We start from the raw sequence: 13920 nt of genomic DNA, 5'->3' as shown, positions 1-13920 counted from the left end.
CCAGACATAAAAAAGGTATGTCCGTATGTATCTGTCGCATTCTTTTTTAAAATTGGTATAAGATACGTATAATGTCAAGTTGATGATGGAGATACTTAATCCTTTGGGAATAACTTCGGTAAGCTGACTGTAACTTTAGTTCCTTGCCCCACTTCACTGGACAAGGTAATATTACCACCATGTAACTCGACACAAGCTTTAGCGATCGCTAGCCCTAAGCCTGTACCAGGAATTGTGTCAACGTTACTTCCACGGCTGAAGGATTGAAACAAATTTTCTTGATCTGCCATCGGGATACCAATTCCCCGATCTTTGATGTAAAAAATTGCTTCTGATTCTTTGCTGATCAAATGGAATTCTATACTACCTCTATCTGGAGAGTACTTAATTGCATTGGACATGAAGTTAATAAAAATTTGTTGCAAAAGTCCGCGATCGCCCCAAAATCCATGATGATTACCAGTAACTTTAAAAATCAATTCGTGGCGATCGCCTACTGTTTCTCGCTCTTGTTCTACAAGGTCAGAAAAAAATTGTAGTAAATCGACTGAGATTGGTTTAAACTTGGGTTTTTCCAGTTCAAGTTGGTTAACCAGAAGCATATTATCCACGAGTTTGGACATATACCTTGCTTTCTGTTCAATGATTCCCAAAAATCTCTCTTGTTTAGACTCATCTAGTTGCTCGCTATGTTTTACTAAAGTTGATGCCGCAGCCAGAATTGAAGTTAGCGGCGTGCGATACTCATGGGAAACCGTTGTAATTATTTGGGATTTAAATACATTGAGTTGCTTTTCTTTGGCAAGGGCTGCTTGAGTTTGGGCTAACAATTCCGCCTGTTGAATAGCAATTGCTAGTTGCACTGATACTTCATTGAGCATTTCTGCATCATCCGTTTGCCACTGTCGCTCCCCAGAATTATAGTGAGCAATCAATAAACCCCAAAGTTTGGGGGTTGGGTTCCCATTGTTGCTCAGATTAATCGGAACCACTAGATTTGCCTTAGTATTAAATTGCTCTTTTAGGTTGACACAATTACACAAGCCAAGCTCATAGATATAAGGGATTGGGGATTGGGAAAACTCTTCCCTAGTTATCAGTTCTCTATCTTCTTGTCTCCTCGTCCTTTTGTTTCCAGCCCCGACGCGATCGCACAATGCCACAGTCCGGTATGACTCAACTGATGAGGCAACTATTTTACCATCTGTATCTGGGGCATACTGATAAACCATCACGCGATCGCACTTCAGAAGTTGCTGTACCTCAGCTACAGCCGTATTCAAAATTTGCTCTAGGTTAAGAGACTGGCGAATTCGTAAAGCAGTCGTGGCAATTAGGCGTTGTCTCTCCTGAGTTTTGATCAGTTGGGCTTGCAAGCACGACTGCTTAATGGCGTTGCGGACTGCTAGTTGCAGCACATCCTGTGTAAGATTTTGCTTGACTAAGTAATCCAAAGCACCCCGTTTCATTACCTGCACAGCGATTTCTTCATCGCCGCGCCCTGTCAACATAATCACGGGGACAGAAGTCTTAAATATCTCCTGCTGGATGTGATCAAAAAGTTCTAACCCACTCATATCAGGTAGACAAAAATCCAGCAAAATGACATCACAGCGTACTTTTTGGCACAAAGCAAGTCCTTCTTCTGCACAGTCTGCCTCCAAAATCTGGTAGGACTGGTGCGGATCTTTCAAAAGATATCGACGATAGATTTTCCGATCTGCGGCACAATCATCGATGATAAGTAGCGTCCATGTGTCCAACATAAGGTTATGAGGATCAGGGAGCCATATAGATCCCTTTTATCCAGATTGTGTTTTCTTGCATAATTCTAAAAATAATATAAAATAAGTGTAAATAAAATTTAAATTCTTTAGTAATCCTAAAGAAACACCAAATAGTCAAAAACAGGAAAATTGACAAAAGGAATCTAACAGAGACAAACAGACACAGTGACTCAAAGAGGAAAATGTCTCTGTGTCCTCTGAGCCATCTCCTTTATTATCGTTCTTCGCCCACTGCTACATCAACAAAAAATAAATAAATTAATCCCACACAGGTGGCGTATTGGCTTCAAGCCAGTAATCCACGAATGCCTGAATCGTCTTTTTTAGTTCCTGAGCATCCATCGGTTTTACCAGATATCCATTTGCGCCCTTTTGGTAGCACAATTCAATATCCTTGGGGTTAGATGATGTGGTAAAAACAACGATGGGAATTCCCTTGAAAGTTTTGTCTTGCTTGAGCCGATCTAAAATGTCACGCCCATCAATACCTGGCAAATTCAGATCGAGCAAGATCACAGAGGGTCGTAATGCTGCTTTAGAGTTGGGTAGGTTTTCGTCCTTAGCGTAGGCATTGTTTCTCTGTTGATAAAGGAACTCTAAAACCTCATCTCCATTAGTACAACGGTGTATGGGGTTCTGGACAGACATACGCCGCATCAGACGTTGCAGCATCCGAAAATCTTCATTGCTGTCCTCAACAACGAGCAGCGGTTCATGAAGTTTTTTTGTCATTCGTGGTCTTAAAAGAGCTTAACAAAAATACATATTTAGCATTTAGCCACTATCTTAAACTATTCCAGCGTAAAATAGAACATTGAGCCAACACCTACAGTAGATTTCACCCAAATTTTACCGTTATGAAGCTCAACAATCTTCTTAACAATAGCTAGTCCTGCACCGGCTCCTCCACCGTATTTTTCCTGGGAATGGAGTCGCTTAAATAATCTAAAGATAGTTTCTAGGTGATGGTGTGGAATTCCAATACCGTTATCTCGGATATAAAAGATTGGGTATTGGGCATGGGCTAATATTTGTTCTCCTCCTGCTTCCCCTGCTCCTTTGCCCCTCTGCCCTTCTTCTTGAGAAATGTAGCCAATCTCAACCCATTGCTCTGCCTTATCGTTGTATTTAAACGCATTACCAATCAGATTGCTGAAGACTTCATTAACGAGAACTCGGTCACACTGAACTGTTGGTAAAGGGCGAGGGATGCGAATATCTACAAGCTGAAAGTCTTGGCGACTAGCACGAAAGACTTCAATTACTTGGTTGAGCAATTCGTTGAGGTCAGTTGCTTGCACACGCAGTTGCGCTTGTCCTAACTGTGAGAGTCGCAATAGAGCATTAATCAGAGTTTCCATGCGTACAGACAAGGATACTACTGTTTGCAAACACTCAATTCCCTCATCATCTAATACTTGGGCATAGTCTTCTAGCAACACTGTCGAGAAGTTATAAATGCCCCGCAAAGGTTCCTTGAGGTCATGGGAAGCGGCGTAGGCAAAGGATGCTAGTTCTTGGTTGCTGCGCTCTAACTCCAAGTTGATTTTAGCTAATTCATCCGCTTTCGAGAGTACAATACCAACGATCGCATTATTCAAAGCGATCGCACTGTCAAGTTCACAAGGTTTCCAAGGTAGAGAAGTTAATCTAACCGTTTCTTGCCATTGTTCAAAGGATTTTCGGGGAGATAGGCTAAAGCTACCATCTGCTTGAGCTTGCATGGATTCCTGTGGATTTCCTGCCCAGTGTACTGTTTGGATAACTTCGGGGCGAAACCAAAGGATGTAATAGCGCCGGACTTTAGAAATCCGCAGTAGCAATAAGCCACTAACAGTATCTTTAAATATCAGTGCCTTTGAGTAAAGCTTCGGCAGAGAATCAGTGGAAAATAGGTTGTCACTAACTTGGGTATCCGCCCATTGAATGAGCGCCCTAACTTCATCAATATTCGGTGTTGTTCCTACAAGGGTAATTTCATTATCCAGACAAACTGCCGCTCCTGAAGCACTAACAAGATCGAGCAAGCGGATTTCCGGTTTGATTAGGGCATCGATAAAATTGTCTGCTTGGGAAATAGATTCTAGAAACTCAGACTGTAGCGATTTGAGTTTTACTTTATAATCCCATTCCGAGTAACTGATTTTGTGCGCTAATTCTGAAGACACAATTTGTCCCAAAAATTCGCACATCTTGCGGACTTCGTAAGAAATATACTTTGGTGTTTGATGGTGACAAGATATTAATCCCCAAAGCTTCTGCTCTTGAATAAGTGAAATCACCAAAAGAGCTTTTACTCCCATACTTTGATGATATTGAGTACAACACCAATCAAAACTTCGTAGCACAGAGTAGCTTAAGTCAAGATGCTGATGTGTTGTCGGATTTTCTGTTGGAAGTAGTTTGACAGGTTCGGCAGTCAAATCGGGGAGAAATCTCAGAAAGCAGCGTGTGTATAACTCCCTAGCCTGCGCTGGAATATCTGTAGCGGGATAGTGGAGTCCTAAATAAGGTGATAAATCTTTCCGTTTAACTTCTGCAACAACAGAACCCGCTTCTGACTCGTCAAATTGATAGACCATCACCCGATCGAAACCGATGATTTTTTGGATTTCTTCAGCCACCAGATGCAAAAATTCTCCCAGATTGGATGTCCTTTGCATTTTAGCGATCGCTTCACTCGCCAAACTATGAAAGTTTAAGAAACTCACCTGAGATTCCGAGTCAGTTGGTTCTAGCTCCAGAATTACAGCTTCTTCTGTACGATGAGCAATAGCATCAAAGTATATTTTTTTATTTAAAGTATTTATTAATACTTTAAAAGCATTAGCACTGCCTATCTTTTTTACTAAACACTGCTTGACAATTTCCACTTGCTGAGTGTCAAGTAAATCGCTCAAATGCTTGCCGAGCAAATTTTCTGACTCTTTGCCCAAATATGCTTGGGTATTGTTGCTAACTTGCAGTATCTCTAGCTGAGTACTAAGTGCCAGTAGAACGCCATGAGGTTGAATAGAGCCAGGTATGTGAATAGGTTTGCGATCGTGGTTAGTCAGGGCATTAGCTTGGGCTGTAGTATATTCCGGCTGGCTCATAACTGAACTTATGTAAAGCTGATTTTTACAATAGCGCAATTAAATGTCATATTTCTTTAAAGTATATGTCGAGAAGATATGAATGCGATCGTATATATCTATGCTGGTTACAGTTTTTACAGTAACTAAGGTAAATGCAAATAATTAGAAGATAGTGTAGTGACGTGGCAAGGCTTCTGTAATATAGCGAAAATACAAACTATGGTATATTCAAAGTAGATACGTCAAATAGTTTAAAATAGGCGCGTCAAGCTCCAAAAGTTTTATGTTTGGGTGTGAAATTCTCTAAGAAAGTATTTATTTTGAGGTAGTTATGACTACAGTTGTTGCTAAGTGGGGAAATAGCCTAGCTATTCGACTTCCGAAAGCTTTGGCTGAACAAGTTAATCTCAAAGAGGGGACAGACATAACTTTCAGCATTTCAGGCAATAGCATTGTAATTACGCCGCAGCAGCGAAAAAAATATACGCTTGATGAATTATTGGAAGGTATGACTCCAGATAATTTCCATTCTGAAATAGATACTGGATCTGCTGTGGGGAATGAAGTTTGGTAGTTAAACCATACATTCCAGATAGAGGTGATATTGTCAAGTTAGACTGCGGAACTACAAAGCAAATTACGGCTGATTTGATCCGACGTGTATTAGCCCTGAGAACATCAGGAATGTCATTTGAAGATATTGCTGAAACGCTTAATGCTGAACTAAAACCTCAAGGGCGTGAGCAGATGGGCTATTGTCCTTTTTTAGTTATGTCGCCATTAAAATACAATCGAATGGCTTCTATAGTTCTAATTTGTCCAATTACTAATCAAAAAAAAGGTCTTAACTTTGAGGTTCTGCTTCCTGACGGAATGATAACCAGTGGCGTAGTGCTAGCCGATCAGATCAAATCACTGGATTGGAAAGCTAGGAAGGTGTTGTTTGTAGAGAAAGTTGAACAGGACCTAATTGAAGAAGTCCAAGCAAGAATTGAGTCTCTAATTTTATAAAGAGCAAATAAATTTTACAGACGTAATTAATTACGTCTGTACAAATCAAATAAAAATCATTACATGCAGCAATGCAACACCAATATCCAGCATCCAAAATCCGAAGCTGACTATGGTGTTGGGAACTTTTTTTTTACGAGTTTGGCTCCTTTTATATCCAATAATTGTGCTAATTCGGTCGTATTCAATGACTTAACGAGACTCAAACCAAGCGACTTACTAGAAATGCTTTCAGTATAGGCAGCATTCAGGTAGGGAGTATATTGCGAGCTTCCTGTAATGTATGTTTGGAAGAAAGGTAAACTCAAAACATTCATGTAACGACGTGCTTGGGAAGCATCACCAATCATATCGGCAGGTAATGCTACTTGTTGATTTACAGGGTTTGCATTGCCAATGGTGGAAAAGTGTGTACCACCAACAAGCATGACGAGATACTTTTGGGAATTTGTCAACCAGGAGAAAGGTAAAATTTGCTCGGATAAAGCTGGTGCAACTGTATCATCACTACTGCTGACAATCATCACTGGAGTTTTGATTTGACTTAAACCAGCTTTGCCGAAAATCGAACTAGTAATGGGATTAACTGCGATCGCAGCTTTCACTCTCTCATCCCGCAGGTTATAATCTTTGCCAGACTTGCTGATGCTCAATTCTAAAGCGCGACACTGGAGCAGTAAAGACATATTCCAGGTATTTTGCAGTGCTGCTGGTTGACAGTCTTGTTTTAGCTGCTCAAAGTTGATTTTAGCGCCTGCTAAAGCCAAGGCTGTGTAGCCTCCCAAAGATTGACCAAATACTCCAACTTGTTGCAGATTTAGGCGACCTTTAAACCGTAAATCAGATTGATTACCTTTTTGCAATTGATTCAGTATATATGTTATATCCAAAGGTCGGTCTTGAAATTCACTTGGTTGTGCGACTTCAATGGCGCGTCCTTTTAACAGAGAACGCAATTGTTTCGCATCACTACCAGGGTGATTGGGAACAACGACAGCAAATCCGTAAGAAGCTAGATGAGTGGCTAAATATTGAAAGTTACTGCTGTCTAAACCCAAGCCGTGAGAAATTACAATTATCGGTACAGTTTTTTGGACATTGGGAATGTAAACATCAGTCAATAAAAGTCGATTGCGGGTTGAGTCGAAAAACTTCAGGGTGTATTTTTGCGACTTAAGTTTTCCCGGAACTTTTAAATCGGGTAATTGCGAGAAATTTGGTTGGGAAATGCTATCAGCTTCTATTTTAGACTTTTGGGAAACAGCTGCGATCGCCTGATGGGTTTGGTTAACAAGTTTCTCCAATTCCGTAGCTATTTCTAAAGTCTCGGCGACATCAAGGCGAATGCTGCTGGTGGGATATTTACGCAACACGTTCAAAAGTGTCAAGCCTCCCGATTCACCAGAGGCTAAAATTAGCGCCGAACGCAAAGTACCAAATCCTGGTTGTGGTTGACTGGTTTTAATCACTTGCGCCAATCGATGCAGTAAAAATTCTCCTTGCGGTGTGTAGAGAAGTTGCGAAACTACTACTGGACTAACTTTCACACGATTAAGCAAAATCCGCCGCAATTCTTGAAGCTGTTCTAAAGGCAGATATCGCTGATAGGTTGCTAAGTCTTCGTTAATTACACCTGTTTTAGCGTAGTTCTCTAAAGTCGTGACTGAAATGGAAAGCTCTAAAGCTGAATAAGATGCATAAATCCGCTCTGCTGCCAAGACAGAATTACTAATTCCAAATGTTGGCAGCACCATTGAAAGAACCAGCAATAAAGAATTTTTTCTGAGGGTGCTGGCCCAATTACCAAACAAACTATTCATCGCTCAACTATTTCGGTGGTCTGGTTTTATCAAGTGTTGGCTTTGGTAGTTATTCGGGCGCCCTGCTTGGTTTACTTAAAGTTATTAGCCTCAATTTTATCAAAACAGAATTTAGGAGTCAGTAGTTATAATTCACGATGAATTATGTATGACTTGCGAATGTAGCTGGCTTAAAATAATAGGTATAAATGGGTTTAAAATCTCCACCAAATCTTAGATTTAGTAGTCAAAAAAAGTAGTGATTCCCAATGCCCTAGTAATTTATTCTGACTCCTGAATTCTGATTTTTGAATTCTTTTGCAAGGATATTTCGGCTATAAAGTCAACAATCAAATACTACAAAGTCACGCAGATTGACTTCAGTAGTTTGCCTTCACTATTAAATCATAACAAATAAAAAATAGTCTGCCTCAGTATTTATGTTGTAGCTTTGAATATTGCACAAATTTACTAGCTGAAAAATCCAGTAAAAATCCTGAAAAACATTGCAATTAATCAGCTTTTCCCAAGGCGATCGCTACTGAACCTGTAACTACTAAACCCGCTCCGAATATTGCTATGAGGGTGAAGTGTTCTGGTGGTGTCCAATCAGGTGCAATAACTGATACAACCACGACTGATATTAATGTCACAATGGGAGCTAAAGCTATTACTGCACTTACTCGTGATGCTTCCCAATGTTGTAATGATTCCGAAAAAGCACCGTAAGCGATTAAAGTATTCAATGCACAAAAAATCAACATTCCTAAATGGAAAGTATCAAGTATAAAAATTGATTTAACTTTGGCTAGAGGAGTGAATAATAAAGCACAGCCTCCATAAATGATCAACATGATACTGGTGGAAGATAAAGATTGTAATAACTGCTTTTGTGCCAAAGCATAAATAGCCCAAGCTGTCGATCCTAGTGCGATTAAAACACTACCTAGTATATATGTGCCATATACTGTAATTAAATTCGTTAGTTGTTCGTGGAAAAATAAAAGATAACCGCAAATCATTACACTAACGCCAATCCATTGAGACAGCCGATAACGTTCTTTAAAAATTACTAACCCTCCTAAACCTAATAAAAGGGTAGATAATTGAATGAGAACTTCAGCGTTAGCAGGTGATGTTAATGCTAAACCTTGGGTAAACGAAAAGTAATTAATCCCTAAGAATATTGTAGCGATCGCTAATAATTTCCCAGAAGCAGAGCGTAATTGTTCTAATTTTGGTAATTTGCCGCGTATCCCTAAATACACAGTAAGCAATATAAATGATACCAAAAAGCGAAACCAAATTACGGTATAGACATCAAGTACTTGTAGAGTTACTGCAAGAGCAATAGGTAAAATTCCCCACAAGAACACTGTCAATAGCGATAATGCTAGCCCTAAGCGCCACCGACCAGAACTTTGATGTAGTAACATTTAAATATCCTACACAAAGTAGGAATGATAATAAGTTTTAGATATATCTAACTGATTTTATCAAACTCTTGTTGAGAATAGATATTAGTAGCTTAGTTAATCCAAATTCAATATAAAATAATCTGCTGACCAAACTCAATTTATTATTCGTAGCCCGAAGAGGATGTTTTTTTTGTTCACGTAAAATTTTTAATTTGTGTGTTTATTTTACATGAATATTAAATTTCAAACTTCCTCGTAAATGTATACTTTATTTCGGTGTTACTTTAGAAAAAAACTATGGGAATTTTACCCATAATCAGCTTAATAATCTTTACCACTGCTTTATCAAGCTACTTATTGCTGACCTCAAGAGGTCGATTTTTGCTCAAATCTTTGGTGACAAAAATAAAGCGGCAAGAGTGGAAATTCAGATATAGCAAGCCTAACTACTTGAAATCGAGATTTTTAAGGACTATAACAATTGCTGCCATTATTCTGGTAGCAGTAATAGCCGGAAATACTGTATCAGCAGTTACAGGCCCGTCTCCAGTTTCGCTCAAAAGCGTATCAGTTCCAGAACCTGATAATCTTGGAGACTTTGTAGCAGACAAAACAGCTGCAATCAAGTTAGGAAAGACTCTTTTTTGGGATATGCAGGTTGGGAGCGATGGAAAGACCTCCTGTGCTAGTTGTCACTTCCATGCTGGAGCCGACAATAGATCCAAAAATCAGATTGCTCCTGGGCTTTTGCGGGTCAACACCGATGGTACAGAGAATCCAGATTCAGTTTTTAATGTCGGCGGACTACCAAACTATCAGCTCAAACCAGAAGATTTTCCCTTCCACAAGCTGTCAAACCCAAACGATCCTAAGACTATTGTATCTGACCATAACGACGTCAGTTCTTCTCAGGGGATTTTCAATTCAAAGTTTGTGGATATCATACCTGGTAATGCAGAAGACAAAGTTACAACCGACCTAGATCCGGTGTTTAACGTGGGAGGTATCAATGTGCGGCGCGTCGAGCCGCGTAACACGCCAACCGTGATTAATGCTGCATTCAACTTCCGCAACTTTTGGGACGGAAGAGCACAAAATATCTTTAATGGGGTGAATCCTTTCGGTTTAAGAGATCCTAACGCCACCGTTGTCAAAGCTACAAACCCAATTAGGGCAGAATTTGTGAAAGTCAGCCTCAAGAACTCGTCTTTGGCATCTCAAGCTGTCGGACCACCACTCAGTTCCTTTGAGTCATCCGCAGATGGTCGCAGTTTTCAAGAAATTGGTGATAAGTTCGGGAGTGATAAGTTGGGGCTAGTTGACAGAATATCTTTCACCTCTGGTAAGGGTAGAAAGCTCCCCCGAAAACTTGCGAAAAAGTTATTACCTCTTAGACCGCTAGTTAAACAGATTGTGCATCCACAAGACAGCGTTTTAGGTGAGGATAGTAGATCGCCTCAACCTGGACTTAAAGATAAAACCTACGAGCAGATGATTAAAGATGCCTTCAAGCAGGAGTGGTGGAATTCTACTCGCCTCATCCAAGTTGACTCTGACGGTAAACGGACTATTGTCAAAAGGCCTGATCGCTCCTTGGAGACTAATGAGTACACAGTGCTAGAGTACAACTTCTCGCTATTCTTTGGTCTGGCAATTCAGTTGTACGAGTCTACACTCATTGCCAATGATACGCCCTACGATCGCTACTTGGAAGGAAACACCAGCGCTTTAACCGCGCAGCAGCAACGAGGGAAAGGACTATTTGAGGGCAAAGGTCTGTGTATTGGTTGCCACACTGGAGTAGAATTAACAGCGGCTTCAGTAAGCAGCGTGGCTAAAGAGGGACGAATCAAACGTGCGCCGTTTGGCCCAAAATCCCCTGAAGACAATGGCTTCTTTAATATCGGTGTCAGACCGCCCACAGACGACCCCGGTTTGGGTGGTCATGACGGTTTTCCGGGTAGTAATCCGCTTTCAGAGGCACGATTGGCTCAGTTGGGCAAATTTAAGGATCTGCTTGGCGAAAACCCCCCAACCCTTAGTCCACCATTGAATTCCAGTGAAACTGTGTTTGCAAACGGAGCTTTCAAAGCACCTGGACTTCGGAATGTGGAACTCACTGCTCCCTACTTTCACAATGGAGGTCAGGGGACTCTAGAGCAAGTGGTTGATTTTTACAATCGTGGTGGTGATTTTGGAGTACTTCCGCCGCTAAATCTGTCACCACAAGAAAAACAGGATTTGGTCACCTTTTTAAAAGGACTGACCGATGACCGAGTTCGGTATGATAAAGCGCCCTTTGACCATCCACAATTGTTTATCCCTAATGGACATGTGGGTAACTCTAATTCCGTTGTCAATGACGGCACTGGTAAAGCTAAAGATGACACAGTGGAAATTCCTGCTGTTGGTAGGAATGGTAATAGTGGTACACCAAATTTTCTGAGTTAATTCCATTTCACGACAAAATACCTGAATACAGATAGATATGTAGGGACGTACAGCTGTACGTCCCTATTTTTGCGATTTGGTGCAATAGTGGTAGTATGTCCCATTAAATATGATCAGTTTGTAGTCAGCATAAAGCGTGCTTAAAAATCCAGGATTAAAGTCCTTACTACGAACTTATTCATCCACCAAAGTTGATCTGGTGGACTAGTAGTTACGATCGCTTGACTAACGAGTGCGTAGGCGTAGCCCGCACTTCGGCAAGCTCAGTGACCACCGGAGGCATCGCCAAGTATCGGTTCTATATTGCTAATTTTGGTATTGTCTAGGTAATTATAGACTCTTCTCGAAACTTCACGGACAAAATCTCCAGCTTTGGGATCGTAGTTTGGTCTTTGTACTAAAACACCTGCTAAATAGCTTTTGCCGTTGGGCATTTGAATTATACCCGCATCACCAATGACAAATCTCAATGTACCAGTTTTATGGGCGATGGTCGCTCCTTGACCGATACCAGCTGGTAGTAAACTATTGGTTTTGACATGGCGCATAATGCCTAAAACTTGATTGCGGCTAGTTGGGGATAACAAACGATTATTAGAAACTAACGCCGCTAATCTGACCAAATCTTTGGAACTAGTTGTATTTGTACCACCGATGTCTGGAAGTAGATTCCGAAGTGCTGTATTTTGCAATCCCCAGCTACGAAAACGTTGGCTAACTTTTGCTGCACCACCCAAGCGATCGAGAACTAGATTTGTGGCGGTATTATCGCTGATTGTCATCATCAAGGTAGCAGTTTCCAGGATGCTAAATTTAGTACCGATGGGTTTGTATTGCATAATTCCAGATTCGCCAACCTTTAAATCGCGCCGCATCACTAATTTATCGGTGAGCTTAATTTTACCTGCGTCTATTTCTTGGAAAAGAGCCACTAATAAGGGAAATTTGATTGTACTGGCAGCAGCAAATCTTTTTTCGCCATTAATATCTATATAGTTTCCTGTAGATAAATCTAAGAAAAATATTCCTGGATTCAATGTTTTATAACTTGCTAACAAACTGCGAATCTGAGAAGTGATACCAACCATCTCTTGACCAAGATTCACAACTCCAGCAAATGTCGATGCATCTGTGGATTTGATGGCAATATCTTCTCTGTTCTCTCCAACAATGGGATTACTTTGGCGGTTAAATGAATTGAACTTGAAAATCCAATGCGAATGAGAATCTCCTTTAATTGATATATTTTGGGGAGTAACATCATAACCAGGAGCTAATTCTACAACAAAACGAGTGGTTTGAGAGTCTGGTTTGCCGAGGCGAATTTCTTTCACCGCCTTACCAAAACTTTGTTTGACAGTATCGGAATTAAAATTAGTTCCAGGTAAGTCAATCACCAAGCGATTAGGATTATCTAATAAAAAGGCTTTTGGTTCTATTCCCGAAGTGGTAGTTAAGTCTAATTGATTTTGGCTAGAATCATAGTACCAAGACTGTAATTGTGAGGCTTTAGCTTGTCCTGCAATTAGAACCAAACTGCTTAAACCAATCGCCAGTAGATGTGATTTCATGTTGTGAATGTGGGTGTGCAAGTAAGGAGTAACTAATCAGGTTTACTTAGATTATTTTCTGATGACTGTGCTGAACTTCCGGAGAAAAAGTCATAAATCCCGTTGAGTTATTTTTTGAGATTATGTTTGGGATTAGATAAGCACGATAAATCATCATTACTTATTAAAAGTAATAGCTGAGAGTTTTATTTGTGGTGTGAGTTGACAACAACAGAAATTGTTAATCTAGGGCAAGGACGAGCGAAGGATTAATTATGTTTCCGACTTATGTTTTGTAGAGAGAGAAAGTAAAACCCATTCACTAAAACCCTAATACATATAGATTTCGTGTAGGGGCACAGCATTGGCCATTGGTGTCAACTTAAGGTTAAAGCCAGTCTAGAAAAAGCTTTTAGCAGATTATCTCGTTTATCTCGTTCCCAGTCTCCGACTGGGAATGCCTAATGGGAGGCAGAGCCTCCCGAACTCGCGGCAGAGCCGCCAGGAGTAGCATTTCCAGCCAGAGGCTAGAAACAAGATTTTAAAAGGGTTTTGGCTTAAGTTGACACCAATGAGTATTGCCCATTAGTGTCAACTTAACGTTTTGTTACTTTAGCGAACGCATTTGTTATTTCGGCGAACGCATTTGTTACTTTGGCGAACGCATTTGTTATTTCGGCGAATACATTTGTTATTTCGGCGAATGCATTTGTTATTTCGGCGAATGCATTTGTTACTTCGGCGAATGCATTTGTTACTTCGGCGAACGCATTTGTTACTTCGGCGAATGCATTTGTTATTTCGGCGTGTCCATAACGCACTCTACT

At 40.5% G+C, this 13920-nt stretch carries 9 protein-coding genes; 3 read left to right on the top strand and 6 right to left on the bottom strand.

What is annotated here, in order from left to right:
• Window positions 1-95 precede the first annotated feature (95 nt).
• The 3 genes from V7K60_RS30315 to V7K60_RS30305 all read right to left on the bottom strand — a co-directional run bounded on the left by V7K60_RS30315 (window position 96) and on the right by V7K60_RS30305 (window position 4882).
• Window positions 96-1766: a hybrid sensor histidine kinase/response regulator gene (locus tag V7K60_RS30315; protein ID WP_334931225.1), complete on the bottom strand. Its 1671-nt coding sequence runs from the start codon at window positions 1764-1766 to the stop codon at window positions 96-98.
• Window positions 1767-2045: 279 nt separating this feature from the next.
• Window positions 2046-2519, bottom strand: a complete 474-nt coding sequence (locus V7K60_RS30310; protein WP_334931223.1) for a response regulator — start codon at window positions 2517-2519, stop codon at window positions 2046-2048.
• Window positions 2520-2578: 59 nt separating this feature from the next.
• Window positions 2579-4882, bottom strand: coding sequence for an ATP-binding protein (locus V7K60_RS30305; RefSeq protein WP_334931221.1), 2304 nt, complete (start codon window positions 4880-4882; stop codon window positions 2579-2581).
• Between the two features lie 313 nt (window positions 4883-5195).
• Between V7K60_RS30305 and V7K60_RS30300 the strand changes: the two genes are divergently transcribed.
• Both V7K60_RS30300 and V7K60_RS30295 read left to right on the top strand, forming a co-directional pair.
• The gene (locus V7K60_RS30300) at window positions 5196-5438 is read left to right on the top strand and encodes an AbrB/MazE/SpoVT family DNA-binding domain-containing protein (RefSeq protein ID WP_334931219.1); all 243 of its coding nucleotides are present in this window, start codon (window positions 5196-5198) and stop codon (window positions 5436-5438) included.
• Window positions 5432-5875, top strand: coding sequence for a type II toxin-antitoxin system PemK/MazF family toxin (locus V7K60_RS30295; RefSeq protein ID WP_334931218.1), 444 nt, complete (start codon window positions 5432-5434; stop codon window positions 5873-5875). Before V7K60_RS30300 ends, V7K60_RS30295 begins: the two co-directional genes overlap by 7 nt.
• 110 nt (window positions 5876-5985) lie before the next feature.
• Here the strand turns inward: V7K60_RS30295 and V7K60_RS30290 are convergent, their stop codons facing one another.
• A complete protein-coding gene (locus tag V7K60_RS30290; RefSeq protein ID WP_334931217.1) occupies window positions 5986-7695 on the bottom strand; it encodes an alpha/beta hydrolase in 1710 nt (569 codons plus the stop codon).
• Window positions 7696-8186: 491 nt separating this feature from the next.
• Entirely contained in the window at window positions 8187-9110 is a 924-nt protein-coding gene (locus V7K60_RS30285; RefSeq protein ID WP_334931215.1) for a DMT family transporter, read from the bottom strand.
• Between the two features lie 279 nt (window positions 9111-9389).
• Here V7K60_RS30285 and V7K60_RS30280 point away from each other — a divergent pair, with 279 nt between their 5' ends.
• Window positions 9390-11543: a cytochrome-c peroxidase gene (locus tag V7K60_RS30280; protein ID WP_334931213.1), complete on the top strand. Its 2154-nt coding sequence runs from the start codon at window positions 9390-9392 to the stop codon at window positions 11541-11543.
• Window positions 11544-11806: 263 nt separating this feature from the next.
• Here the strand turns inward: V7K60_RS30280 and V7K60_RS30275 are convergent, their stop codons facing one another.
• A complete protein-coding gene (locus V7K60_RS30275) occupies window positions 11807-13114 on the bottom strand; it encodes a serine hydrolase (RefSeq protein ID WP_334931211.1) in 1308 nt (435 codons plus the stop codon).
• Between the last annotated feature and the right edge of the window lie 806 nt (window positions 13115-13920).

Source organism: Nostoc sp., assembly GCF_036917555.1.
Classification (GTDB): domain Bacteria; phylum Cyanobacteriota; class Cyanobacteriia; order Cyanobacteriales; family Nostocaceae; genus Nostoc.
The sequence above is the reverse complement of the archived record's forward strand: the minus strand, read 5'-3'. Positions and strand labels throughout refer to the sequence as shown.